This window comes from Robertmurraya sp. FSL W8-0741 (assembly GCF_038004005.1).
Classification (GTDB): domain Bacteria; phylum Bacillota; class Bacilli; order Bacillales; family Cytobacillaceae; genus Robertmurraya; species Robertmurraya siralis.
Window position 1 is genome coordinate 2,305,085 of sequence record NZ_JBBOQG010000001.1, and the last position, 26,420, is coordinate 2,331,504.

Here is a 26,420-nt window from a genome sequence, read left to right on the forward strand (position 1 = left end):
AAACCTCCTTGAAGTTAAATAATACCTCACAATGAATTATTATACATTGTTTATTGAGAAAAAAACATCTAAAAGGTGTAACAGTAGCTCAAACGGTAATCAAGCTGCTTTTATGTTCATTTATTTTTAAATAAATTGATCAGATTCACTGATTGACAGGTATATCAGGCAGGACTAAGGCTTTCAGTTTTTTAACTAGATCTGAATTTGTGATACTATGTATTAGACTGTGATTGGGTAGCTAACCCGTATTCATAGTCCATATTTTCTACCCCAGAAATGAAAAAACACCGAGAGAGTTCCTCAGATGCTTTTTTTGACACACTGAGATGCAGTAGCACCTGCTGGTTGTTAAAAGTAAAAAACATTTTACGCTTTTTTGGGAAAACGTTTTGCCAAGTACCCAAATGGGGTATCTATTATGGCGATAAGGAATTTCAACAAATAAGTAGTCAGGAAAATGTTCCACCATTCATTAATTGGATATACTCCTAGGAAAGCGATACTCGTAAAAACAGCAGTATCTAAAAGCTGACTAATCATTGTGCTTCCGTTATTGCGAATCCAAAATTGCTGATCTCGTGGAAATTTCTTTCTTAAATAGGAAAAGATATAGACATCTGCAAATTGGCTAATCAAATAAGCACAGAGACTTCCTAATGCAATTCGGGGTAAGATTCCGAATATCGTTGCTAAAGACTCATGGGCAAAGTCAATTTCATGAGGCTGAAATAATAATACCATTTGCATAATAACAGTCATCGTAAGTAACGTGAAAAATCCTAGCCATACCGCTTTTTTGGCCTCGGTCTTACCGTATTTTTCGTTTAAAATATCGGTAACAAGAAAGGCCGTTCCGTACATTGTATTACCAAGAGTTGCGGTTAAACCAAAAATTTCAATTGTCTTGACAACTTGAAGATTGGCAAGCACGGTGGAGAAACCTATCCAAACAAATAAACCTGTTTTTCCGAAGAGACGGTAAAAAGCTAACACAAAAACAAAATTGATAAGAACAAAAATAAGACCAAACCATTCATTAAACATCAAACTTCCTCCTGTAGTTTTGATAATGCGGGAGTTCACGAACCGCATAGGATTATTCAATTGTCCTTGCCTATTATAACGATTTTTGAGCAAGCTGAAAACAATGTTTTGTTCCTAAAGCGATTTTTGCCACATTTCGGATGAAACAACCCGCCATTCAGTTATACTGAAAGGTGCTTGAGAAAATGAGCAAAAAATATAACAAAGCCAATTTTGAGTGGTTAGAAGGGTTTGATTAGATGAAATATAAAATTGAAATGATATATAAGATAAAAGGAAATAAACCGGTTGAGTTTTCCTCAGAGTGGTTAGATGCAGAAACCGCCATTCGTATTGGAGAGGACTTAGAAAAAACGGGTAAGGTTTTACAGTTTTTGTTTCTCGATGAAATGAACCATTCTTGGTCCATGAAAGAAATGCGGAAACTGACAGCAGAAATTGAAGAGGAACCACACGATCTCACGTTATATTTTGATGGCGGTTTTAATAAAAATACATATGAGGTCGGTATTGGAGCGATTATTTATTATAAAAAGGGGAAGAAAAAATATCGATTGCGTGCTAATCAACTGATTGAACAGATGGAAACGAATAATGAATCTGAATATGCTGCTTTGTTTTTCGCTTTAGATTTACTTGAGGATTTAGGTGTTCATCATTTACCTTGTAAGATTAAAGGTGATTCTCAAGGAGTTATAAAGCAATTAGAGGGAGAATGGCCTTGCTATGAAGAAAATTTAAACAAATGGCTCGATCGCATTGAGGAGAAGCTTGAACGTCTTGGACTTAAAGCGAAATACGAATTGCTCCCTAGAAATGAAAATAAAGAAGCTGATAAACTTGCAACACAAGCATTGGAAGGGAAATTAATTCATAGTACAATGGAGCTTAACGAGTAAAACTAGGCTTCAAAGTATTCAAAATCTAATTAGAGGAGCTGATAGCTTGAAGCGAAAAGACGTTTTAATAGAAGTTGAAGAACTTCTGAGCAGTTATTGCAAGGACTGTTTTTTACATAAATATCATAAAAAAGAAATAGGCAGAACGTATGCACACCGATTTTGCATTACCCAGTGTACAGTCGGAGAAAAAATAAAAACGGTTGGAAAGCAGTTAGAATAAATGGCAGCGGCAGTTGCAGAATCATAACGAAAGGCTGGTGAAATTTCACCAGCCTTTATGCTTATAATTTATTGGATTAGAGCTTAACTACGTTAGAAGCTTGTGGTCCACGGTTTCCTTCAACGATTTCGAAAGAAACTTCCTGACCTTCCTCTAGAGATTTAAAGCCTTCACCTTGAATAGCTGTGAAGTGTACGAATACATCATCTCCGCCTTCAACTTCAATGAATCCAAAGCCTTTTTCATTGTTGAACCATTTTACTTTACCATTTTGCATAAAAAAAATTCCTCCTAAGCCTTTAAAGACACAAAAAGTGCCAAGTAATATTACCATTAAACGATTTATAATAAGCCAATCGTTACCAAAGGCGGAAATAAATACTGTTTAATGATGTCTATAATATACATGATTGAATCCCAGTCGTCAAGCAATGAAAGCCTTTTTATAAGATGTAGACTAAAAATTCAGACAAAAGGATTTTTTTGAAATTTACCCTGATTCTTCTTTCATATATTTCCACTTTTTGTTATGATTTTCATAGATTTTCATAGAGTTTTTTTATTGTGAATAACTGGAAAAGTAGGTGAAGGGATGAAGAAAGATCAACCTTTTTCTAGGCAAAAAACACCTATGACAACTTCCGAAAAAGAAATGTTGATATGGAATACAGAATATCAACAGGAGACGAAGCAAATAAAAAAAACCTCAGCCATGTTAACTGAAATAACCGAGAGCATTGCTTCTGCATCAAAAGAAATGGAGACTTTTTTTAAACACGTAAGAGGAGGCGGGGACATTCCTTTGGGGGCGATAGAGGAAAAAATTATCCCTATCATTAAACAAGCTGCTGAAATTCCCCATATTTATCACCTTTTTTATGAATTAACTGAAAAGGAGCAATATACATACAGACATCCAATTGGTGTAGGCATTATCGCAACATTAATCGGCAGGTGGTTGAAATTAAAAGATGACGACCTAGAGGAGTTAATCCTTGGCGCTATTTTACATGACATTGGAAAGGCTTTAGTCCCGGCGAATATTTTAAATAAAGCTGGAAAGCTAACACGAGCAGAATATGAAATCATGTGTAATCATACTGTTTATGGCTATAATCTTCTGAAAAACACGAACGGGATTAGTGATAATGTGGCGTTAATAGCGTTACAGCATCATGAACGTGAAGATGGTAATGGCTATCCGATTGGACTTAAAGGCCCGCAAATCAGCTATTTTGCAAAAATAGTTGCGATTGCCGATGTGTTTCATGCAATGTCATCTCCGAAGGTATATCATGAAGCCCTCCCGTTCTATGGGATTATTAAGCAAATGGAAAAGGATACGTTTGGAAAATTAGATCCGATGATTGTATTAACTTTTTTAAACAAGATGATGGACAGTCTTGTTGGTAAAAAGGTGCTGCTTTCAGATGGCAGCATCGGAACAATTGTCCTTATTAATCCTTATGATCCGATCCGTTGCCTTGTCCAAACAGAACATCAACTTGTCGATTTAAAATATAATCATCAATTAATAATCGAAAGAATATTAGAGGATAAGTAAATTTTTTCAACGTCAACATTAAAATCTCAAGCTTATAAAGGTGTTCAAAAGTCAATGAAAGCAGACTTTTGGGCCCTTTTTTGTTTTTTAAGGCTTTTTAGACAACCTCTTCAGACTTAAGACAAACTCGATCTAATCAAATTTGCCTCAAGTTTTTTTGTTTAGAATATTCATGAAGAGTTTTGGAGAGGTGACAGAAAAATGATGACGAGAAATTTTATTAAAGAAAGAAACTCATTTTCAAATAAGCCTCCAATTCAAAGATGAGGACTTGCGGGAGTTCAATTTCCGAAAGCCGATTAATAGCGCCAATATAAATTAAACTGGCGGAAACCATTTGCTTTTTACTCCGCCAGAACAGGGGAGAACAGGTCTAGAAATTCTGCAAACAAATGCTGAGTCCATTAAGCGAACAAATGTTTTCTAAAGAAGGAAGTTCTCAATAAGTCGCTTAAGAGGGCGAATTTAGTCCGTGAATCTTTTTTAGGAAGCTCATTTTTACTCTACTACATATAAACAAAATAAAAAATTACTTGTTTTGGGTTGACAATTTTTTTATTACGCTTAAAATGTTGCGTATAGGAAACTTTTATAACCTGACCTAAAAAACATGTCCTGGGTTTAAAAAAATGAGGGAGGTTAATAAAAGTGGGTAAGGACAGACTGCTTTAAATTAAGAAGGGATGGTAGAGGAAATGCAAAAGATAATGAGGCTGTTATTGTTTTTTTCACTTGTTTTACTTGGAGCTTGCTCAAATGAAAGCACTGGTGTGGAAAAATCTGATGGGAAAATAATGGTGACAACAACGATCGGGCAGATTGCTGACGGGGTAAAAAATATAGGCGGAGACAAAGTAGAAGTTATCAGCCTTATGGGACCGGGAACTGATCCTCATTTATATAAAGCTACTCAAGGTGATATAGAAAAGCTCGAGAAGGCAGATATTATTTTTTACAATGGACTGCATTTAGAAGGTAAAGTTCTTGACGTTTTAAAGAAAATTAATGATAAGAAACCGACTTACGCTATTGGAGAAGTGATTTCTGAAGGAAGTTTACTTGAAGATACTGAGGATAGCAGTGCGGTCGATCCTCATATATGGTTTGACATCTCCTTATGGCAGCAAGCTCTTGAAAAAGTAAGGGATGGTTTAATTGAAATCGATCCGGACAACGAAGAATATTACTCCAAGAACGCAGACGACTATTTTTCAGAATTGGATCGTTTAAAAGAGTATGCGGAAGAGAAAATGGCAAAAATCCCATCTGAGCAAAGAGTGTTGGTTACAGCTCATGACGCATTTGGATATTTTGGGGCTGCTTACAACATGGAAGTAATGGGCTTACAAGGTCTTAGTACCGAGTCGGAATATGGTCTAGGTGATGTGCAAGAATTAGTAGATTTATTGGTTGAAAGAAACATTAAAGCAGTATTTATTGAATCAAGTATATCAGAGCGTTCCATTAATGCTGTAATCGAAGGAGCAAAGCAGAAAGGACACGAAGTTACGATTGGAGGAGAGCTATTCTCCGATGCCATGGGTGAAGAAGGAACGGAAGAAGGAACATATATTGGGATGTATCGACACAATGTCAAAACGATCACAGACTCATTACAGTAGGGGGGATGGAAATGAATCCAGTTGAAGTCCAAAATCTAACAGTTGCTTATCAAAAAAAACCAGTTCTGAAAAATGTGAGTTTTACTGTTCCGGAAGGAAAGTTGATTGGTATTATTGGTCCAAATGGTGCAGGCAAATCAACGCTAATCAAGGCTGTATTAGGGATGATCCCGAAGGCAACAGGCGAAGTTAGAGTCTACGATAAACTGTATCGTGCCAAAGAGCGAGTTGTTGGCTATGTTCCACAGAGAGGTTCGGTCGATTGGGATTTTCCGACTAATGCTCTTGATGTCGTTTTGATGGGGCGATATGGACATATTGGCTGGTTTAAAAGACCGGGAAAAAAGGATAAAGAATTGGCATTGAATTGTTTGGAAAAAGTTGGTATGCAAGAGTATGCAACTCGGCAGATTAGCCAACTATCAGGTGGACAGCAGCAAAGGGTTTTTCTCGCTAGGGCATTAGCACAAGACGCAAAGATTTATTTTATGGATGAACCATTTGTCGGTGTTGATGCCGCTACAGAAAGGGCGATTATAGAGTTATTAAATGAACTGAAACAACAAGGGAAAACAGTTCTTGTAGTCCACCATGATTTACAAACGGTTAAGGATTATTTTGACCATGTTATTTTGCTCAATATAAGTGTTATAGCCGAAGGGCCAACAGAAGATACTTTTACTTTAAAAAATTTGCATCAAACTTATGGTGGAACATTAGCCTTTTTAGAAAAAGGTGATATTTTAGTAGGTCAGAAATGAGGTGGCGAAGATGGATGACGTGATTAAAATCAGTCTAGCAGATGCCAATACGCAATGGGTTCTTCTCGGGACTATTCTTTTAGGAATCTCAAGCGGTGTCCTTGGAAGCATTGCCTTATTAAGAAAACAAAGCCTAATCGGAGATGCTGTCGCACATGCTTCGCTTCCTGGAATTTGCGTTACTTTTCTTCTTTTGGGTGAGAAGTCATTATTTCCGTTATTAATTGGGGCTGCGATTTCAGGACTGTTGGCTACTTTTTGTATTCAAGCGATTTCATCGTATTCGATTATAAAGGAAGATACAGCGATAGGACTAGTATTATCCGTTTTCTTTGGGCTAGGAATTGTCCTTTTAACGAAGGTTTCGCAATCAAGCGTAGGCAATAAAAGCGGTTTAAATGATTTTATCTTTGGGCAAGCAGCAGCTCTTGTTGGCAGTGATGTAAAACTTATGGCAGGGGCGGCTGCGCTCCTCACCGTTATTACATGGTTACTTTTCAAAGAATTAAAGGTGCTGACCTTTGATCCGGAATTTGCTAAAGGTTTAGGCTTGCCTACAAAGCTATTAAATTTTGTTTTTTTAACATTGCTTGTTTCGGCAATTGTTGTTGGGATTCAAGCGGTTGGTGTTATTTTAATGGCTGCTATGTTGATCACACCAGCGATCTCTGCTCGGTATTGGACTGATTCTTTAGCCCGGATGATAGTACTTTCAGGAGTTTTTGGTGCGATTTCAGGAGTATTCGGAACCATATTCAGTACTTTTGGCACGGGGTTGGCAACAGGTCCGTTTATTGTTGTTACAGCAACGTTTATATTTTTTATTTCTTTGTTGTTTGCACCTGAGAGAGGGCTTCTCACAAAGTGGGTAAAGAGACTTCGTTTGAATAAACGTCTTCAGCATGAGTTGGTGCTTAGAAAAGAAGGGAAGAGCTATCAATGAGCTATGAAGCTTGGATTTTAATTGTTGGATCACTTGCAGGCATTTGTTGTGGAATTACAGGTTGCTTCTTAATTTTACGCAGGTTAGCCATGCTGGCAGATGCGATCAGTCATACAGTTTTATTAGGGATGGTCTTAGCTTTTCTTATCAGTCAAAGCCTGAATGGATTTTATATGTTGATTGGTGCAGCTGCAATTGGTGTGCTAACAGCTGTATTTGTACAACTTTTACACAGTTCAGGGATACAAGAAGATGCATCGATTGGAGTTGTGTTTACATTTCTGTTTGCAGTAGGTGTTATATTGTTAAGTTTATATGCGGATCATGTCCATTTAGACGTTGACCATGCATTGATGGGGGAAATCACCTTTGTACCGTGGGATCTTGTAAAGTGGGGGTTTTTGCCAGAATTACCAAAGGCGTTTTTAATGTTAACGACTGTGCTAATTATAAATCTACTTATCATTATCCTATTTTATAAGGAATTAAAAATTACTTCCTTTGATCCGCAAATGGCAGCTGCAATTGGTGTTCCTGTTCTGCTCATTCATTATATTTTAATGGGAATGGTTTCAATGACAACAGTAGCATCTTTCGATAGCGTCGGTGCTATACTCGTGGTAGCAATGCTTATTGCTCCCGGGGCTTCAGCTTATTTGCTTACCGATAAATTAAACATCATGCTCATCATGAGTGCTCTACTCGGTGTTGCGGCTGCGATTATCGGCTATTATTTGGCAAGCTGGCTTGACGTATCTATTTCAGGATCTATGGCAACCGTGAATGGAGTAATTTTTGCCATCTTCTTCTTCTTTGCTCCCCATAAAGGAGTATTGTCAAAAAGATGGTCACAAAGGAAATTAAAGCTAACATAGAGGCCCCACATTTAGATGTGAGGCTTTTTTCTTTTTTTGAAAGTTCTTAAATAGAATTGTTGTTAAAATGATTTTGGGCTCATTGCCGGAATCAGAGAGAAAATGAGCCCAAAATCAACACCGGCATATAACAGAGCCTTTTGAAAAAATATTGAAATGTATTTTCGAAGATATCTAAATAAGGTACAATAGGAAAAGCATTTTATTTTATGAAATTGGAAGTGAGTCCCATAATGAAACTCATTATTGCGGAAAAGCCAGACCAAGGTTTAACGTTAGCATCTGTTTATAAAATGAAAAAAAAGCAAGGGTACATCGAAGTTCTCCCAAATGAAGTCTTCCCCAAAGGAGCATATGTCACCTGGGCAGTCGGACATATTACACAGCTCATTCCCCCTGAAAAATATGACTCAAACTGGAAAAAATGGTCTCTTCAAACTTTACCGATGCTCCCAGCTCAATTTCAATATGAAGTTTCCAAGGATAAATGGAAACAATACATGCTTGTGAAGCAGCTTATTGAAGATCCAAATGTGACCGAGATTATTCACGCGGGAGATGCTGGTCGCGAGGGAGAGTTGATCGTTCGCAATATCATCAGGCAAACAAAATGTCGGAAACCGATGAAAAGGCTTTGGATCTCCTCCTTAACCCCAAAAGCAATTCAGGAAGGTTTTCAAACATTGCTTACAGAGAACGAAACAAGAAATCTCTATTATGAAGCCTATACGCGTGCATGCGCAGACTGGGTTGTCGGTATGAATGCTTCAAGACTTTACAGCATTCTTCTTAAGGAAAAAGGCTTTTCAGATGTATTTTCTGTTGGGAGAGTACAAACTCCAACTTTGGCTTTAATTGTGAAAAGGGAGCATGAGATTGATACTTTTGTTTCAGAACCGTTCTGGGAAGTAAAAGCTAAATTTGAAATTAGTAAAAAGAAATATGAAGGAAAATGGGAGAAGGATGGTAATACGAGAATTGATACGAAAGAAATGGCTGAAAAAATCTCTGCTTTCTGTGAAGGAAAAAAGGCTCAAGTAGCAGATGTTCAAACAGAAAAAAAGGAATATTTGCCGCCGCTTCTTTATAATTTGTCATCTTTGCAAGCTGAGGCTAATCGACGTTTCAAATTTTCGCCGAAGAAAACATTGGATATTTTACAGAAGCTTTATCAGAAGGGTATCGTTTCTTATCCTCGTTCTGATTCTAGACATGTTACAAAAGGAGAGGCAGAAATGTTTCCTGAAATATTAGGCAAGCTTGAGCGGTATCCAGAATATCAAGAATTGTTTCCTCTCCCGAACACTTCAATTATCAATAACACTCGCTATGTGAATGATAAAAAGGTTACTGATCACTATGCGATTATTCCGACTGAACAGGTTCCTATATTGCAAAAACTAAGTTTTGATGAGCAAAAAATATACGATTTAGTTGCAAGAAGTTTGCTCGCAGCCCATTACGGAAAATCTATTATAGAGTATACAACCATTACGACATTAGTTGATGAAAGAGCATCTTTTCAATCAAAAGGTAAGGTTCAAAAAGAAGAAGGTTGGAGAAAAGTAATTCCTCAATTTGAAAAAGATAAGGATCCGAGTCTTCCTATATTAGAAAAGGGAGAAGTGGGCAAGGTTGTGAAAATAGAAGTAAAGGAAAGTAAGACACAGCCCCCGAAGCGTTATACGGAGGGACAATTAATTACTTTGATGAAAACGGCTGGGAAACAGATTGAAGATAAGGAGCTTGAAAAAGTCCTTATGAAAACAGAAGGTCTTGGTACAGAAGCGACGCGGGCAGGAATTATTACGATGTTAAAAGAGCGAAAATATATTGATATTCGTAAAAACCTTGTTTATGCGACGGTAAAAGCAAAAATCTTGATCCAGGCTGTCGGCGATGAAATATTAGCTTCTCCTGAAATGACAGCGAAGTGGGAGCAGCGTCTTAAAGAAATTTCAGAAGGACAGGCTCTCCCGAAACAATTCATGGAGCAAACGAATAAAATGATTGCTCATCTTATTTCAACAACTATAGAAGCAGCGGCAAAATGGAAATTTCCTGAAGAATTCATTGATGGTTTTGTTCCTGGAAAACAGCCAGGAAAACAACGGAGACTTCCAACAAAATTAGGAACCTGTAAAAAATGTAGCGGCGCCGTAATTGATAAAGGTACGTTCTACGGCTGTTCAAATTATCAAAAGACGAAGTGTGATTTTACTATTTCGAAAAAGATTCTTGGCAAATCGGTTACGCAGAAGCAAGTGAAGAACCTTCTTTCTGAAGGGAGCACAGAGCTGATCCACGGCTTTAAGAGCAAAGAGAAAACCTTTGATGCTAAGCTTGGATGGGATGATGTGGAGAAAAAGGTTAAATTCATTTTTTAATGGCAAACCTTCCTTTTCTTTCTTGTATCCCCTTTCTTTCTATAGTAAACTTTGAATATAAATAGAAAAAACTTTTGCGCTAACACAAAATTATTGGAGGGTGCACTGATGGCAACACCAAGTATGGAAGACTATATTGAACAAATCTATATATTAATTGAACAAAAAGGATATGCTCGCGTATCAGATATTGCGGAATCACTCTCAGTTCATCCCTCATCAGTAACGAAAATGGTACAGAAATTAGACAAAGATGAGTATTTAGTCTATGAAAAATATAGAGGATTTACGTTAACACCTAAAGGGAAAAAAATTGGAAAACGTCTAGTTTATCGCCATGATTTGCTTGAGGAGCTTCTTAGAACAATCGGAGTAATGGAAGAGAATATTTATAATGATGTGGAAGGCATTGAACACCATTTAAGCTGGAATGCCATCGACCGTATCGGTGACTTAGTACAATTTTTTGAAGAGGATGAAAGCAGGGTACTGGCATTACGAGAAATACAGAAAAAAAATGAAGTACAAGAATAAGAAGAAGGCTTGTTCAAAGTGGAGAAAAATTTTTTCTCCACTTTTTTAGCAATATGACCAAGCAAAGGGATATTCGCTTGCCCCGCTTCCGCCTTATATATTCCTGTGTTACCCACACTTATTTGCAAAAAAGCAGGCTCAGACGTTATGCTCAAAGGTTCTCAATAGAAGAGAAGTCTGAATGCTCCCAATCAAGCCTAAAAGGCGCAATCAAGTCGGAAACATGCACAATCATGGTGAAAACAGGCTCAATCAAAGTTCAGACGCCTGCACTCAAAGGTTTTTGGTATTTTATGATAGAATTTTATCATGAGCAAGGATATTCTTGTTTTCTATAAAGGGTGTATGTTTAATTATGGAAGAAACAATAAAAAGTAGTATGAAAGTAAAAATTGTTATTCTCTTTTTTGCATTTTTAGCCGCACTAATCATGATTGTGGCAAGCATAAGAGGTTATAGTATTTACAAGGAACATCAGGAACTGAATGAGTTAGAAAAACTAACTGAAGAATATCTTCTAAAAAAGTATGGTGAGGTGAATATTTTAGAAATTAAAACTGAATCATCTATAAAAGGTGAGCAACTTGCTTACGTTATTTTTGAGGATGAGTCTAATACTAGCTATATTTATGGAGAAAGTACAACAGGAATAATGCAAATTGGTCCAATGCCACCAAAAGATGAAAAGTCTCAATACAAGTATTTAGAATAGTGATTTTCATATCTACGTATAGAAGCTTAATAGGAAATAGAAGGTATCTCACAAATGAGTAAAAGCCAAAAATATGGTTACAGCAACTTTTTTGGCTTTTTGAAGTTCATGGATTTTTGGTTATTTCAACGTGTATATATCTTTATGAATGGTTTTTAAGAAAGACGTTTCTCTCTTTCAGTGATTGAAAGGATTGATGTAAACCGGAGAACCTCTTTTTATAAAAAGAGTTCAACTGGCTGGAATTAGGTTGATTTAGTAATATGACGGCAGATCTTCAAAGATGGTGTGATCAAATAAGATGTTGCCATTTTCCGGTTCTAACAATAGTACACCAGAAATTTTTTCATCAACTGCTTCTAACAGCGCTTTTCGATAAGAAATAATTCTTCCTTGAGATGTTTGAAAGCTGATAATATCACCTGAGTAATTTCGATAGACTGAAACAATTTCTTCTGCTGCCATTAAGTAAGTCTCCTTGTTTTAAGCTGTATAGAGCTTTTTTTATATTATTGTTATGATAAAACAAGGAAATATTCCTTAAAAATAGAAATTTATTCTGTAATAATAAAATATTTATTAGAAAAGCTTTGTTATATGTCGGTGTTGATTTTTCGCTCATTTTTGAAACCCAGGTTCATACAAAATGAGCCCAAAATCATTTTACCAACCATATTTGTTAACAACGCTATTAGAGAAATAATCATTATTATAGGACAGGAGCTGATGAGGCATGAGTCGATACTCAATGAATGAATTTGTTAAGCAAACACAGCAACAAGATAAAGGAGAAGGTCTATTTGAACTTGAAACGCCGCGGATGCTGGAAATTAATTTGAATGGTCAAATATGGGCAAAAGCAGGTGCGATGATTTCTTATCGTGGAAATATTAAATATGAAAGAGAAGGGATTTTCGAGCACGGTCTCGGAAAATTGTTTAAAAAGGCATTTACAGGTGAAGGTACTTCGTTAATGAAGGCAACGGGAAATGGCAAACTTTATGTAGCTGATCAAGGAAAAAAAATAAGTATTCTACATTTGCAAGGTGAATCTATTTTTGTCAATGGCAATGATTTATTGGCATTTGAACCATCTATTGAATGGGATATAAAGCTGATGAGGAAAATTGCTGGAATGATGTCAGGTGGGTTATTTAATGTCCGTTTAGAAGGCAATGGAATGATTGCGATAACTTCTCATTATGAACCTTTAACATTGTTAGTAACACCCAATCATCCTGTTTACACAGATCCTAATGCAACTGTGGCATGGTCTGGTTCTTTAACACCGGAATTTGTAACAGATATTTCTTTTAAAACATTCATCGGAAGAGGCAGTGGTGAATCGATTCAAATGAAATTTTCAGGGGAGGGCTTTGTTGTTGTGCAACCATATGAGGAAGTATATTTTTCTGACCAGCAGTAGTGAATTTCTAGCTATATAAGTACAATATTTAATCTTGTAAAAAAACAGTCTGACCAAAGCGAATGGTCAGATTGTTTTGATTTAGAAAAGGTTAGCCTTCGTCGAAGGGTGAGTCGTTTTGGTTTACCCCCATCCTGTGCAAGCAGCCTAACGTCTAACAAGCTGAAGTAGCAGTAAAACTTCGGTTTTACAATTTTCGACAAGACATCAGCACTTAATTATTTGGAGGGCGTTCAGTGTGAAGAAAATCTCTTAACATATCTGTTTAGGAACTTTTCGCATTGGTGTCATTCATTTTTTATTCCCAAATGTAAGGTGTTTCTTGGTACACATAATAGTTTAACCAGTTTGAGAAGAGAAGGTGGGCATGGGCGCGCCACCGGTTCAATGGCTGTTTATTTGGATCATTATTAGGAAAATAATGCTCAGGTAAATGAATGTTTAGTCCACGCTGTCTGTCACGATTATATTCCTCTCCCAAAGTAGACGCGTCATATTCTAAATGCCCTGTAATCATGATTTGTTTACCATCATTAGCGCTCATGATAAATGGCCCTGCTTCCTCTGAGTAGGAGAGGAGCTTAATATCAGGGTGCTCGTTAATTTTATGTTGGTGAACATCGGTATACCTTGAATGGGGGGCAAAAAATTGATCATCAAATCCTCTTAATAGCTTTTCACTGCGATCATTTACAATGTGTGAAAAAACACCGGAACATTTGCGCGGCAATTCAAACTTTCCGATTCCGAAGTGATGGTAAAGAGCTGCTTGAGCACCCCAGCAAATATGTAAAGTGGAAGTGACGTTTGTTGTTGACCAAGTCATAATTTCCGTCAGTTCCTCCCAATAATCGACCGATTCAAACGGGAGCATTTCCACCGGAGCTCCAGTAATTATCATGCCATCAAATTTTCGATTTTTGATATTCGGGTAAGTCGTATAAAATTGGTCAAGATGAAGTTGACTTGTTGTTTTCGACTGATGTGTCGCCATTTGTAAAAAAGAAATATTTACTTGCAAAGGAGTGTTTCCTAATAATCGAAGCACTTGTGCTTCGGTTTTTTCTTTTTCCGGCATTAAATTCAGAATGATGATATTTAATGGTCGAATATCTTGTGTATTCGCTCGAACTTCATCCATAATAAAGATATTTTCTTTCTCTAAAACCTCTCGGGCAGGAAGAAGCTTCGGAATTTTGATTGGCAAGTGATCATCTCCTCGTTTGAATTTTCAATATTTAAATTATATAGCCGTTTATATGATGTATCAATCCTTTTGCAAAATTAAATCCGAATCCTTTGGACAAAAAGATGATACAATATATGTGGAAATCATCAATGAATGGTAATGGGGGTAAATGCTATGAGTGTAAATGTGAAATTTAAATCTGACATTGAAATTGCCCAAGAGGCCAAAATGGAGCCGATTATAAAAATTGCTGCAGAATTGAATTTAACTGAGGACGATCTCGAACTTTACGGAAAATATAAGGCCAAGCTTTCGTCTGAAACGATTCAAAAACTGCAGACAAAAGAATCAGGAAAAATCATACTTGTAACGGCAATTAATCCAACTCCAGCAGGAGAAGGAAAATCGACCGTAACAGTTGGTTTAGGAGATGCTTTACATAAATTAAATAAAAAAGTCATGATTGCATTAAGAGAACCGTCTTTAGGACCTACAATGGGGATTAAGGGGGGGGCAACTGGAGGAGGCTATGCCCAAGTTCTTCCGATGGAGGACATAAACCTTCACTTTACTGGCGATTTCCATGCAATTACAACGGCAAATAATGCATTGGCAGCCCTTATCGATAACCATTTACAACAAGGAAATGAATTGCGTATTGATCAAAGAAGGATTGTTTGGAAAAGAGCAGTTGACTTAAATGATCGTGCTTTAAGAAAAGTGATTGTGGGGCTTGGTGGACCGGTTCAGGGGGTACCCCGTGAGGATGGCTTTGATATTACAGTTGCTTCAGAAATTATGGCTGTCCTATGTCTAGCAACTGACTTGCAAAATTTAAAGCAAAGATTGGCGAATATGATTGTCGCGTATAATGTTGATAAAGAACCAGTAACCGTTGCTGATTTAGGAGTAGAGGGGGCATTAACATTATTATTAAAGGATGCAATCAAACCGAATCTCGTCCAAACAATTGAGCACACCCCTGCCCTTGTTCATGGAGGTCCATTTGCTAATATTGCTCATGGCTGCAACAGTGCGATCGCAACTGTTACCGCATCAAAACTGGCAGATTATGTAGTAACGGAAGCAGGCTTTGGGGCAGACTTAGGAGCGGAAAAATTTCTCAATATTAAAACAAGAGCAGCAGGTTTTAAACCAGAAGCAGTTGTGATTGTAGCAACCATTCGGGCGCTAAAGATGCACGGTGGCGTTGCGAAGTCAGAACTGGCAAATGAAAGTATTGAGGGGCTGAGAGCAGGCTTTGAAAATTTAAGAAAGCACGCTGAGACTATTCAAAGCTTTGGACTGCCATTTGTTGTGGCAATCAATAAATTTATTACTGATACTGACAAGGAAGTAAAGACCCTTCTCGAACTCTGCGAAAAATACAGCCTTCCAGTTGAACTGACAGAGGTTTGGGAAAAAGGGGGAGCAGGGGGAATCTCCCTTGCACAAAGAGTACTTGAAGTAATTGAAAAGGGTCAATCTAATTTCTCACCGTTGTATCAATTGGCTGATTCTATTGAGGATAAAATTACAACGATCGTTCAAAAGGTTTATGGAGGTTCAAAGGTTGAATTCTCGTCAAAAGCCAAAAAACAATTGGCAGACTTTGAACGCTTTGGCTGGAGCAATTTGCCTGTCTGTATGGCAAAAACACAATACTCATTATCCGACAATCCAACAAGGTTAGGAAGGCCAACAGACTTTACTGTAACGGTTCGAGAACTTAAACCGTCTATTGGAGCTGGCTTCATCGTTGTATTGACAGGTGATGTCATGACGATGCCCGGTCTTCCTAAAGCACCAGCCGCGTTAAAAATGGATGTTGATGCGGATGGGAATCCGATAGGCTTATTTTAAAGTTAGTAAAAATAAAAGAAAAAATACTTTCGACATGGAAATAGTACAATAGATCCAATAGCTTGAGCTTTTTTGTAACTTCCTTGGCAAAGAAAGAAGGTTTGTCGCAAGTCTGGAGCGGCAGGGGTGACCCTGTCGTTTATTTTATGAAGGAGTGAGGGATATGTTTGATCCAACCGCATTTGAAAATATGAAGGTGGTTCTTGAAGGGGCATTGTATGATCGGGATTTGGAAGGAGAAATATCGATTCTTGATCGCAATGACCTCATTAACCTTGCAAAGCTTTCAAGGCATTATGAGATCACTTTTTCTAATCGTAATGGTAACGGGGTTTCATGTACGTTTATATTAAAAGCTGCGCTAGAAAATCTTGCGGCTGAACTGCATCCGAACATAAAAAACGAGGCACTTGCAGGTGCGAAGGTTCTCGTCGTTTTTAAGCTTGAACATGAAAATAACCAAGAATTACATCAGAGGATAAATGAGCTTCTTATCGATATATGGGGATCAGAGCGAACATTTACTCAAAAAATCAGCTACAATCCGTTAGAAGATTGCAGCACCATTACGAAAGAAATTTTTCTTGATTTCAATCGCCTTGTCCTTGAGGATCAAATTGATGATTTATTAATGATGTTAGACTATATAGTCGATTCACTTCAAAAAATAAATACCCTTTTAGCATAATCACGCTAGCGCTCTCCCATCCATGTGTGTAAAATAAAATTAGCATCTAATTTTAGTATCTGGTCTTAATTAAAGTTTAGGGGGAGAGCGTTTGAAAAGAATAGCATGGGTTACAGACAGTACAGCAAGTTTAGATCAAGAACTGAAACAGCATTCAGATTTGTATGCGGTTCCAATGTCAATATTGCTGGATGGTGAACAATTTTTAGATCATATAGATTTAACATCAGAACAATTATTTCAAAGGTTGAAATCGTTAAAGTCACCACCGAAAACTTCGCAGCCGTCTGTAGGAGAATTTAAACAATTATTTGATAGACTTAAAAGAGATTATGATGTGATTGTCCCGATTCTCGTCTCGGCAAAGCTAAGTGGAACGGTTTCATCCAGTGAACAAGCTGCTCAGTTAGTTGATATTCCTGTGATCACAATCGACTCTAAAATCCTTTCATACCCGTTAACAGTCCAAATCAAGCAAGGAATGAAATGGCTGAGGGAAGGGTTTCCAGTTGAAGCTATTAAGGAAAAAATTGAACGCTTGCGAGAAACATACGAAGCTTATGTGTTGGTTGGTAGCCTTGAACAACTTCATCGCAGCGGCAGAATGTCTGGACTAAGATATTTTCTTGGGAGTATGTTGAACATAAAGCCTATTATTCAAGTAGCTGATGGCGAACTTACGATTAAGGATAAAGCGCGCAGTGAGAAAAAGGCCAAGGATAAAATCGTGAATTACTTGCGCGAATCTTATGAAAAATATAACTTTAAAGAAGTATATATTTTATACGGCTTACATCAAAGAGCCGCTTTAGAATGGAAGAATGAACTGGAGCTGCATTTTCCTTCCCTGCACTTTAGCTGTCATCCATTAGGGGCGACGATTGGTGTTCATGCTGGTGAAGATACGATTGGAATTAGTTGGTATAATGGTTTGCAAAGGCCAGATAAATAGTCTTCGATAAGGATTTGGAATAAGCGGTTCTGAATCCTTTTTTGATGAGGACGAGCATCTCTCAATGTACAAGGACTGGTTTCATTATGATAAAATAAAGTGTGAGTAATTTTGATGATTGGATTGGTTTTTATGCAAATATTAACGATAGATAATTTGACGAAAACATATGGAGAAAAAGAATTATTTCAAAACATCTCCTTTACGATAGCTGAAAAAGACCGGATTGGACTCATTGGAGTTAATGGCACGGGAAAATCATCATTGCTGAAAATTGTCGCAGGTGTTGATCTGCCTGATGGCGGTGAAGTGATGATGCCAAAGGATTATAGAATCGCCTATGCTTCTCAATCTCCGATACTTGATGAGAATTTAACTGTATTAGATCAAGTGTATGCTGGAGAGTCAGCGCTCCTTCGAGTTGTAAAAGAATATGAGAGAGCTTTATTGGATTTAGAAAGGGATCCACATCACGAGCGAAATCAAGCAAGGCTTTATGAGCTTCAAAGAAAGATGGATGCCGTTGACGGTTGGGATGTTAGCACGAATGCCAAAACCATCTTAACGAAACTTGGAATAGTGGAATTTAATAAAAAGATTGCCGAGCTTTCAGGAGGGCAAAAGAAAAGAGTTTCTTTGGCACAGGTTTTGATTCAAGCAGCTGATTTATTAATTTTAGATGAGCCTACTAATCACCTTGACTATGAGTCGGTTAAATGGCTTGAAGAGCACTTAAGCAAGTATAGCGGCGCATTGCTGCTTGTTACCCATGATCGTTACTTTCTCGATCGAGTTACAAACCGCATGTTCGAGTTAGATAGGGGAAAGCTATATAGCTACAAGGGGAATTATGCTGCCTTTCTTGAAGCGAAAGCGGTCCGAGAAGAAAATGAAGCAGCAACGTTAGAAAAAAAACGAAATTTATTTCGTCGTGAGCTGGAATGGATTCGTCGAGGAGCAAAAGCACGGACTACAAAACAAAAAGCAAGAATTGGGCGCTTTGAAAGCTTAGATGAACAAATTTCTTCTGTCAAGTCTGGCGATAAGCTGGATATTTCACTTTCAGGCAGCCGTTTAGGAAAGCAAGTTTTTGAACTGAAAAAGGCGAATAAATCTTACGGTTCTCAAGTAATCTTAAAAGATTTCGATCTACTAGTGAAACCGGGGGATAGAATAGGGATCGTTGGTAGAAATGGTACGGGAAAATCGACTTTATTAAACACTTTAGCAGGAAAACTCCCGTTGGATTCAGGAGAGTATGTGATCGGGCAAACTGTTAAAATTGCTTATTATACGCAGGAAAATGAGGATTTGGATGAGAGTAAAAGAATGATCGAATATTTAAAGGAAACGGCACAAGTCGTTACTACTGCTGATGGGAAGACGATTTCAGCAACGCAAATGCTTGAACGGTTCTTATTCCCATCTTTTACTCATGGAACTCCGATTCGCAAGCTTTCAGGGGGGGAGAAACGACGATTATATCTCTTAAAAATCCTTATGTCAGAACCGAATGTCTTATTGCTTGATGAGCCAACCAATGATCTGGATACACAAACATTAACGGTGTTGGAGGATTATTTAGAAGACTTTCCAGGGGTCGTTATTACGGTTTCCCACGATCGTTATTTTCTTGATAAAGTGGCAGAACAACTGCTTATTTTAAATGGAGATGGAAATATTGAATCATTTTATGGAAACTATACAGAGCTATTAGAAAGTCAGTTTGCTAACCAACAGATTAAGCAATCAAGTCCCTCAAAGGATAAAGCGGCGGTCGAAGAGAAGCCAAAAAAGAAAAAGATGACGTATAAAGAGAAAATGGAATGGGAAAAAATCGACGAGGATATTGCTAACGTTGAAGCGCGACTCAAAGAAATCGCGGAAGAAATGACACAGACGGGCAGTGATTTTGAAAAGGCACAGGCTTTGATGAACGAAGAAAATACCTTAAATGAAAAGCTAGAACATTTTATCGAAAGATGGAGTTACTTAGCTGATTTAGCTGAAAATGAATAATGATTTGCTTTTCGAGCACATTTTGTGTTTCAAAAGCTTTCTTATGTTACGATAAATGTAAGTAAATCTGTAATAGTAAGGCGTGTAATTGCCGGTAAAAAGGGTGAAATTATGAAAATTAAATCTATTGAACCTACTCCGAGTCCAAATACAATGAAAATCAATTTGGACGAACAGCTTCCAATGGGAAAAAGCAATAATTATAAAAAAGAAACGATGTCAGGGGCTCCTCTAGTAATACAGGATATTTTGCACATCGAAGGAATAAAAGGTGTCTATCATGTTGCTGATTTTTTAGCGATCGAACGCAATGCTAAATTCGATTGGAAAGATCTTCTTTCGCAAGTGCGAAGGGCTTTTGGAGAAGAAGAAGGAGATAATTCTGAACGGCAAAGTATGGATGAGCATTTTGGCGAAATCAAAGTTCAAATTCAAATGTATAAAGGGATCCCTCTTCAAGTGAAATTGACCGATGGTACTGAAGAAAAACGCTTCGGTATGCCCGAACAATTTACGAAATTAGTGGCAGAAATTGAAGATGATGAGAACTATATTTTACAGCGAAAATGGAAAGAACACGGAGTTCGTTATGGTGAATTTGCTGAAATTGGACAGGAAGTTGTCGAAGAGCTAATTGCAGCATATCCAGAGGAACGGCTGCAAGAAATATTGCGACAAGCAAAGAGTACTGATCCGGTCGTTCAGTTCCAACCGCGTAAAAAAATAAAGGTAAATCGAGATGATTTAAATGAGCCAAATTGGCAGAAGCGCTATCAGCTGTTAGAACAAATGGAAGATCCAACTTTGGAGGATTTACCTCTATTAGATAAAGCTCTGTCTGATGAAAAAGCATCGATTCGAAGATTAGCGACCGTCTATTTAGGGATGATTGAAGATAAACAGGTTTTACCGTATCTTTATAAAGCATTAAAAGATAAAGCTGTAACTGTTAGAAGAACGGCAGGTGACTGCTTGTCGGATTTAGGATTTACTGAAGCGGCAGATGAAATGGCGCTAGCATTACAAGATAAAAGTAAACTTGTACGCTGGAGAGCAGCGATGTTCCTTTATGAGGTGGGGGATGAAAGGGCTCTTCCGGCCTTAAAAGCCGCAGAAGACGATCCAGAATTTGAAGTTAGCATGCAAATTAAATTGGCCATTGAAAGAATTGAGCATGGTGAAGAAGCGAAGGGTTCTGTTTGGAAGCAAATGACAGAAATGAGAAATAAATAAACAATTAATAAGCACAGACCAAACCTGGTCTGTGCTCATATTATGAATGAATTTGAAATTGTACGGGAATATCATTTTCGTTAATTGGTAAAAATTCATAACCTAAATCTTTAAGTTCCTCAATAATTTGTGGTAATACCTTAGCCGTAATCTCTTTATCATGAAAGAGGATAACTGGGACTTTGTCTTTTTTTAATAATTTTTGCACTTGAGTTAATACAGATTGTGTAATCGTCTTCGGGTTATCGATTTTCCAATCGTTGCTATCTACGTTCCAATCCCACATTACGTAATCTGCTTTATCAAGTTCTATTTTTTGGGCGGATGTTAAATTAGGAAAGCTCCCAAATGGCACTCTCACAATTTTGCTCGATTTCCCAGAAACGGACTCTAATGTTTTAGCGCAAGTATCCATTTCTTCTCGAGGCGATGTCATGGTTTTATAGAAATTCGAAACTCGATGAGTCACACCATGGCAGCCAATTGCATGTCCATCTGCAACAACGTTTTCTACAATTTCAGGCCTTTTAATCATATTTTCATTGAGCATAAAAAAGGTTGATTTAATTTGATGAGTATGAAGAATTTTTAAAATTTCTTCTGTGTATTCAGTTGGACCATCATCAAAGGTTAAATAAATCACGCGGGCAGCACTTTTCGTTTGAAAAAACGTGTTTAATGAATTTCCTTTTACTTCGATATTCATTAATTTTGTTTTGTGAATGCGATAGGTGCTTTTATTGATTGTAGTGGCTTGTACTTTTGCTTCAAGAGAAAGATGTTTTCCTAAAATCATAGATGAAGAGAAAATAACAATTGTAATGCAAAATAAAGTGGTAAATATAATTAGTCTTTTTCTAGGTGTCATGCTTAGGACTTCCTCTCCTACAATATATCTATCTTTAATAATAGGACAATAGTAGACAAATTTATAGGGGGATTCTACAAATTTTGTAAGTTTTAAAATTCGGAATATTCAGTCGTATTGAAGATGCTAACAAATTGCTTCAACACCCAAAAATATAGTATGCTGTTATTGGAATTCATTTAAGGAGGGATGTTCATTATGTCAATGGCATATGAAGAATATATGAAGCAAATGGTGCGACCAATGCGTGAAGAACTTGTTCAAGCAGGGTTTCAGGAGCTTCTAACACCAAATGAAGTAGAGGACTTTATGGAAAATGCCGAAGGTACGACATTAGTAGTGGTTAATTCGGTATGTGGCTGTGCTGCGGGGCTTGCTCGTCCAGCGGTAACTCAAGCAGTGCTTAGAGCAGAGAAAAAGCCGGATCAGCTTGTTACTGTGTTCGCGGGTCAAGAAAAAGAGGCGACCGCAAAGATGCGTGAATACTTTGTAGGGTTTGAACCGTCGTCTCCATCCATGGCCATTTTAAAAGGCAAAGAAGTTGTTCATTTTATTCCAAGACACGAGATTGAAGATCATTCAATGGAAGCGATTATGGAAAACTTATTAGTTGCATTTGAAAATCATTGTAAATAAGTTATCGTTATGATGAAAAGGATGTCAAGGACGTCCTTTTACTTTTTTTATAAAGCTTTGTTAAACAATATAGTTTGTTTTAGTTCATTTCGTGTGAAGCCTTGGTTTCACACGTCTTTTTAGTTATATTGAAAGTCAGAGAGAAAATAAGCGAAAAATTAACAATAACCGATATATAACAAAATCTATAAAAAGGAAATTCAGGTGAGGATATGTTTGTAACTACAGCTGGTCGTACAAAAGAAAAAATGATCAAGGAAGCTCAGATGATCGCAGCGGATTTAAAAATAGATTATGCACCGAGATTAAAACGTTCAGTTCGAGCTCTTCAGGAAATTTACGCTGATGATTGCCTTGTTGTAGGAAAGGGAAGGTTAGAATTGTATCCTTTAGGGGAAAGGCAGCCATTCTTCTTTCATCCGAATTCTAGCATGTTTCGTATAAAGCGGTTGCAGGCAGGAGAGAACGATCCATTCATTGAGGCATGTCAGCTCAAAAAAGGCTCACAACTGTTAGATTGTACGCTCGGTCTTGCTTCCGATAGTATTGTGGCAAGTTTTGTCGTGGGCGGTGAAGGAAATGTTGTAGGAATAGAAGGTAATCCATTTATTGCTTATATCGTGGAAAAAGGTCTCCAGTCATGGGATGCAGTAGACGCTGAAATCAATGCAGCTTTAAAGCGTATTTCAGTCGTGAATTGTTTGTCACTTGAACATTTAAAAAAATTAGAAAGTTGCAGTTATGATTGTGTTTATCTCGATCCGATGTTTGAACACCAAATACTAGAGTCAGATGGCATAAAAGAATTAACAAAATTTGCTTTGTATGAGGACATAACTCAAGATTTGATAGACCATGCCAAAAGGGTGGCAAAAGAGAGAGTGGTATTAAAAGATCACTATAAAAGCAAGCGCTTTGCTAAATTTGGCTTTCAAGTAATGCGTCGCAAAACGGCTAAATTTCATTATGGAATCTTACAGATACAGTGAAATCCAAGGTTCACGGTATCTGTAAGAAAATTAATCAGCAATTGCTAAATACACGAAGTATGCAAGTAACAGCAGGCTGCTAATTACGACAAGAATCGTCCAATCCACCACGTTTCACTCCTTTCATGTTCTTTGTCGCATATTGTGTTTTCACTTAGTACGAACGATAGATAAAATAGAATATAAAAAAATGAAACTTCTTTTCCCTTAAAGACGTAATAAATGTATAATTTATATTATAAAGTATAGCTATGTTTAACTTAGAATACGAGTAATAGAGTAAATTTATTCATAATAGAAATATTTAGTCGAAAGAAAGATGGGGAAAAGTTGATGCTGATACATAGTGCTCGTCGAATGAAGGCTTTCCAAGAGAATATTTTTACGGAGCTGGCAGATATCAAAAAAGCTAAAGTAGCTCAAGGAATTGAATTGATTGATTTGAGTATTGGGAGCCCCGATTTAGCACCACCTCCATCTGTTTTACAGACTTTGGCAGAGGAAGCTGCCAACCCAAATAAGTTTGGTTATGCTCTAAAAGGAACAGAGGATTTCCATCGAGCCATCACGAATTATTATATGAGGAATTATCAAGTCGAGTTAGATTGCGATAATGAAGTTCTTACGTTGATGGGTTCTCAGGATGGTCTCGTTCACTTGCCGATGGCTCTCTGTGAGCCAGAAGATTATGTGCTCGTACCAGATCCAGGCTATACTGCTTACGCGGCAGGGGTGTCTATGGCAGGGGCTACCATGTATCCGATGCCTTTAAAAAAGGAATCTGGATATTTACCGAGCTTAGAGGACATTCCGCTAGAAGTGTGTGAAAAAGCAAAGTTAATGATTTTAAATTATCCTGGTAATCCTATTCCGGTTGTCGCGTCTGAAGGCTTTTTTAAAGCTGCGATCACGTTTGCGAAAAGACATAATATTGTTATTTTACATGATTTTGCTTATTCGGAGCTTTATTATGATAGAAAACCAGTGAGTTTTCTATCAGTTGACGGTGCCAAAGATGTTGGGATTGAAATGAATTCATTATCTAAAAGCTTTAATATGGCAGGCTGTAGAATTGCATATGCTGCTGGAAACCATGAACTTCTGCAATTGTTAAAAAGGTTAAAGTCGAACTTAGATTATGGAGTCTTTTTGCCAATCCAAGCTGCTGCAACAGTGGCTTTAGATCAACCTTCAGAATTTTTGGAAAAAAATCGCGTGATTTATCGCAAAAGAAGAGATACCCTAATCGGAGGTTTTCAGCAATTGGGCTGGAAGGTGAGCTCTCCGGAGGCTTCCATGTTTATATGGGCAGAAATTCCACAAGGTTTTACGGCAAAGGAATTTGCTTTTACATTAATAGAAGAAGCGAACGTCGTTGTTACGCCTGGAAATGCATTTGGAAAATGGGGCGAAGGTTACGTAAGAATAGCACTTGTTCAGTCAGAAGAAATGTTAAAAAAAGGACTGAATCAAATAGAGAAAAGTGGATTATTCCACGCAGTAAGGGAGGGATAGCAGCATGCCAAATTGGTTGCGTAAATCTATTGTCGTATTGGTGACAGTCTTAACGTTTGGACTTGTTTCACCTTCACAAATATATGATCTTGTTGACAATAAACCGCCGAAACGTGATACGTTTCAATCGAAAGCAGATGAGAATTCTCTTTCACATGATGAAATCACGTTTATACAAACCCCGCTATCTGAAGAAGATGCATTACACAAATTGATTAAAGATGCAGAGTCACAGTCCTATATTAAATTTGGTGAGCGAATTAGACCGGTAATAGAGGATGAATTTAAAGAGATTATTCTTCCAAATATTGAAGCGGCCATTCAATCCATTGCTTCGCACTATGAGGAGGATGAAATAAAAAACCTTGTCATTTCGGAAGCACCAACCGGTGGAGATACGGAAAAAATATTTCATATTGCGGACAAGGGGAAAAACCAAGAGCTTATTCGCTTTCATGTAAGAAAAGATCATCCTCCACAAGCGGGGTATTGGTTTAATTTCCATTATCATACAGCGGTGGACAATTTTGAAGAACATCATGAGTTAGGTTCTATTTACTGGGATAAAAATACCCCACCTAAATGGATGAGCTAACAGGTTGAGTTGTCAGTTATAACTATGAATTTCAATCAAGTTAATTAGTCAACTTAATTGAAATTCATAAAAATTTATGAAAAAATATAAATATGTTGTGAAACTTTAATAGGGCATAAACGTATTAAGATAAAAGGAAATGAGAGAGCTTTGATGCAGGAGAGCAAACACAATGACACTGAAAGTCGTCATCTTGTTCGTTTTCTTGATGAAATGAACTTATCAAATTTGGAGGTAATAAAATGGCGGTTAGTTTATCAAAAGGACAAAAGGTGGATTTAACAAAAACAAATCCAGGTCTCTCAAAGGTAATCGTTGGTTTAGGCTGGGATACGAATAAATATGATGGTGGAAATGACTTTGATTTAGACGCATCTATATTTTTATTAGGTGAAAATGGCAAAGTAGCTTCAGAAAATGATTTCGTTTTCTATAATAATACAACTGGAGGCAACGGTTCGGTTGTACATACTGGTGATAATAGAACTGGTGAAGGCGATGGAGATGATGAGCAAGTAAAAATTTCTTTAAATGACGTCCCATCAAGCATTCAACGTGTAACTTTTACTATTACCATACATGATGCGGAAGCAAGAAGCCAAAATTTTGGACAGGTTTCAAATGCTTACGTACGAGTTTTGAATGGAGATACGAATGAAGAGTTAATTCGCTATGACCTTGGAGAAGATTTCTCCATTGAAACTGCACTTGTGGTGGGAGAGTTATATCGACACAATGGCGAGTGGAAGTTCAGTGCCATTGGCAGTGGTTATCAAGGCGGTTTAGCTGCACTCGCACGAGATTTTGGCTTACAAGTTGGTTAAGTTTATAAAAGTTTTACTAAAAGGCTCGGCTAATGCCGAGTCTTTCTAGAGCAATC

Annotated in this window: 26 protein-coding genes; 21 read left to right on the forward strand and 5 right to left on the reverse strand. The window is 37.3% G+C overall.

Translation table 11 applies throughout. The annotated features are described in order from the left end of the window. Window positions 1-369: 369 nt before the first annotated feature. Window positions 370-1,047: a queuosine precursor transporter gene (locus NST02_RS11170; protein ID WP_340949012.1), complete on the reverse strand. Its 678-nt coding sequence runs from the start codon at window positions 1,045-1,047 to the stop codon at window positions 370-372. Window positions 1,048-1,286: 239 nt separating this feature from the next. Between NST02_RS11170 and NST02_RS11175 the strand changes: the two genes are divergently transcribed. Further along, window positions 1,287-1,946 (forward strand): reverse transcriptase-like protein, encoded by a 660-nt coding sequence (locus NST02_RS11175; RefSeq protein ID WP_340949013.1) that lies wholly within the window; start codon window positions 1,287-1,289, stop codon window positions 1,944-1,946. Between the two features lie 46 nt (window positions 1,947-1,992). Continuing rightward, window positions 1,993-2,169 (forward strand): zinc-finger domain-containing protein, encoded by a 177-nt coding sequence (locus NST02_RS11180; RefSeq protein WP_095306469.1) that lies wholly within the window; start codon window positions 1,993-1,995, stop codon window positions 2,167-2,169. A 76-nt stretch (window positions 2,170-2,245) separates the two neighbouring features. On the opposite strand, the gene cspD is transcribed toward NST02_RS11180, so the two are convergent. Continuing rightward, a complete protein-coding gene (gene cspD / locus NST02_RS11185; protein WP_077213723.1) occupies window positions 2,246-2,446 on the reverse strand; it encodes a cold-shock protein CspD in 201 nt (66 codons plus the stop codon). A 315-nt stretch (window positions 2,447-2,761) separates the two neighbouring features. Between cspD and NST02_RS11190 the strand changes: the two genes are divergently transcribed. The 8 genes from NST02_RS11190 to NST02_RS11225 all read left to right on the forward strand — a co-directional run bounded on the left by NST02_RS11190 (window position 2,762) and on the right by NST02_RS11225 (window position 11,567). Further along, on the forward strand, window positions 2,762-3,733 hold the full coding sequence (locus NST02_RS11190) for an HD-GYP domain-containing protein (RefSeq protein ID WP_095306468.1): 972 nt from the start codon (window positions 2,762-2,764) through the stop codon (window positions 3,731-3,733). A 695-nt stretch (window positions 3,734-4,428) separates the two neighbouring features. Further along, window positions 4,429-5,355 (forward strand): metal ABC transporter solute-binding protein, Zn/Mn family, encoded by a 927-nt coding sequence (locus NST02_RS11195; protein ID WP_340949017.1) that lies wholly within the window; start codon window positions 4,429-4,431, stop codon window positions 5,353-5,355. An 11-nt stretch (window positions 5,356-5,366) separates the two neighbouring features. Then, window positions 5,367-6,116, forward strand: coding sequence for a metal ABC transporter ATP-binding protein (locus tag NST02_RS11200; protein WP_095306466.1), 750 nt, complete (start codon window positions 5,367-5,369; stop codon window positions 6,114-6,116). Window positions 6,117-6,126: 10 nt separating this feature from the next. Next, window positions 6,127-7,059 carry a metal ABC transporter permease gene (locus NST02_RS11205; protein WP_095306465.1) on the forward strand — a complete coding sequence of 311 codons (933 nt, stop codon included), beginning with the start codon at window positions 6,127-6,129 and terminating at the stop codon, window positions 7,057-7,059. Then, window positions 7,056-7,934 carry a metal ABC transporter permease gene (locus tag NST02_RS11210; RefSeq protein ID WP_095306464.1) on the forward strand — a complete coding sequence of 293 codons (879 nt, stop codon included), beginning with the start codon at window positions 7,056-7,058 and terminating at the stop codon, window positions 7,932-7,934. The genes NST02_RS11205 and NST02_RS11210 overlap by 4 nt, the downstream gene beginning before the upstream one ends. Before the next feature lie 233 nt (window positions 7,935-8,167). Further along, window positions 8,168-10,321, forward strand: coding sequence for a DNA topoisomerase III (locus tag NST02_RS11215; RefSeq protein ID WP_095306463.1), 2,154 nt, complete (start codon window positions 8,168-8,170; stop codon window positions 10,319-10,321). A 108-nt stretch (window positions 10,322-10,429) separates the two neighbouring features. Next, window positions 10,430-10,855, forward strand: coding sequence for a transcriptional regulator MntR (mntR, locus tag NST02_RS11220; RefSeq protein WP_095306462.1), 426 nt, complete (start codon window positions 10,430-10,432; stop codon window positions 10,853-10,855). Window positions 10,856-11,210: 355 nt separating this feature from the next. Continuing rightward, window positions 11,211-11,567: a DUF3139 domain-containing protein gene (locus NST02_RS11225; protein WP_095306461.1), complete on the forward strand. Its 357-nt coding sequence runs from the start codon at window positions 11,211-11,213 to the stop codon at window positions 11,565-11,567. A gap of 255 nt (window positions 11,568-11,822) precedes the next feature. On the opposite strand, the gene NST02_RS11230 is transcribed toward NST02_RS11225, so the two are convergent. Further along, the gene (locus tag NST02_RS11230) at window positions 11,823-12,032 is read right to left on the reverse strand and encodes a hypothetical protein (protein ID WP_095306460.1); all 210 of its coding nucleotides are present in this window, start codon (window positions 12,030-12,032) and stop codon (window positions 11,823-11,825) included. Between the two features lie 268 nt (window positions 12,033-12,300). On the opposite strand from NST02_RS11230, the gene NST02_RS11235 reads away from it, so the two are divergent. After that, complete coding sequence (locus NST02_RS11235) at window positions 12,301-12,993, forward strand: AIM24 family protein (protein ID WP_212933251.1); 693 nt, start codon at window positions 12,301-12,303, stop codon at window positions 12,991-12,993. Window positions 12,994-13,291: 298 nt separating this feature from the next. Here NST02_RS11235 and metA read toward each other — a convergent pair whose 3' ends face one another. Continuing rightward, window positions 13,292-14,200, reverse strand: coding sequence for a homoserine O-acetyltransferase MetA (gene metA, locus NST02_RS11240; protein WP_212933252.1), 909 nt, complete (start codon window positions 14,198-14,200; stop codon window positions 13,292-13,294). A gap of 156 nt (window positions 14,201-14,356) precedes the next feature. Here metA and NST02_RS11245 point away from each other — a divergent pair, with 156 nt between their 5' ends. The 5 genes from NST02_RS11245 (at window position 14,357) to NST02_RS11265 (ending at window position 20,937) form a co-directional block, all read left to right on the forward strand. Next, window positions 14,357-16,045, forward strand: coding sequence for a formate--tetrahydrofolate ligase (locus NST02_RS11245; protein WP_095306457.1), 1,689 nt, complete (start codon window positions 14,357-14,359; stop codon window positions 16,043-16,045). A gap of 163 nt (window positions 16,046-16,208) precedes the next feature. Then, window positions 16,209-16,733, forward strand: a complete 525-nt coding sequence (locus tag NST02_RS11250) for a hypothetical protein (protein ID WP_095306456.1) — start codon at window positions 16,209-16,211, stop codon at window positions 16,731-16,733. A 91-nt stretch (window positions 16,734-16,824) separates the two neighbouring features. Then, window positions 16,825-17,685: a DegV family protein gene (locus NST02_RS11255; RefSeq protein ID WP_095306455.1), complete on the forward strand. Its 861-nt coding sequence runs from the start codon at window positions 16,825-16,827 to the stop codon at window positions 17,683-17,685. 132 nt (window positions 17,686-17,817) lie between these two features. Further along, on the forward strand, window positions 17,818-19,704 hold the full coding sequence (locus NST02_RS11260; protein ID WP_095306586.1) for an ABC-F family ATP-binding cassette domain-containing protein: 1,887 nt from the start codon (window positions 17,818-17,820) through the stop codon (window positions 19,702-19,704). 111 nt (window positions 19,705-19,815) lie between these two features. Beyond that, on the forward strand, window positions 19,816-20,937 hold the full coding sequence (locus NST02_RS11265) for a conserved virulence factor C family protein (RefSeq protein ID WP_340949022.1): 1,122 nt from the start codon (window positions 19,816-19,818) through the stop codon (window positions 20,935-20,937). Window positions 20,938-20,977: 40 nt separating this feature from the next. On the opposite strand, the gene NST02_RS11270 is transcribed toward NST02_RS11265, so the two are convergent. Next, on the reverse strand, window positions 20,978-21,805 hold the full coding sequence (locus tag NST02_RS11270) for a polysaccharide deacetylase family protein (protein WP_095306453.1): 828 nt from the start codon (window positions 21,803-21,805) through the stop codon (window positions 20,978-20,980). Window positions 21,806-22,003: 198 nt separating this feature from the next. On the opposite strand from NST02_RS11270, the gene NST02_RS11275 reads away from it, so the two are divergent. The 5 genes from NST02_RS11275 (at window position 22,004) to NST02_RS11295 (ending at window position 26,364) form a co-directional block, all read left to right on the forward strand. Continuing rightward, entirely contained in the window at window positions 22,004-22,441 is a 438-nt protein-coding gene (locus tag NST02_RS11275; RefSeq protein ID WP_095306452.1) for a BrxA/BrxB family bacilliredoxin, read from the forward strand. A gap of 212 nt (window positions 22,442-22,653) precedes the next feature. Then, window positions 22,654-23,430 carry a class I SAM-dependent methyltransferase gene (locus NST02_RS11280; RefSeq protein WP_340949024.1) on the forward strand — a complete coding sequence of 259 codons (777 nt, stop codon included), beginning with the start codon at window positions 22,654-22,656 and terminating at the stop codon, window positions 23,428-23,430. A gap of 333 nt (window positions 23,431-23,763) precedes the next feature. Next, entirely contained in the window at window positions 23,764-24,945 is a 1,182-nt protein-coding gene (locus NST02_RS11285; RefSeq protein ID WP_095306450.1) for an LL-diaminopimelate aminotransferase, read from the forward strand. 4 nt (window positions 24,946-24,949) lie between these two features. Beyond that, window positions 24,950-25,540: a YpjP family protein gene (locus tag NST02_RS11290; protein WP_095306449.1), complete on the forward strand. Its 591-nt coding sequence runs from the start codon at window positions 24,950-24,952 to the stop codon at window positions 25,538-25,540. 242 nt (window positions 25,541-25,782) lie between these two features. After that, window positions 25,783-26,364, forward strand: a complete 582-nt coding sequence (locus NST02_RS11295; protein ID WP_095306448.1) for a TerD family protein — start codon at window positions 25,783-25,785, stop codon at window positions 26,362-26,364. Window positions 26,365-26,420: the final 56 nt, after the last annotated feature.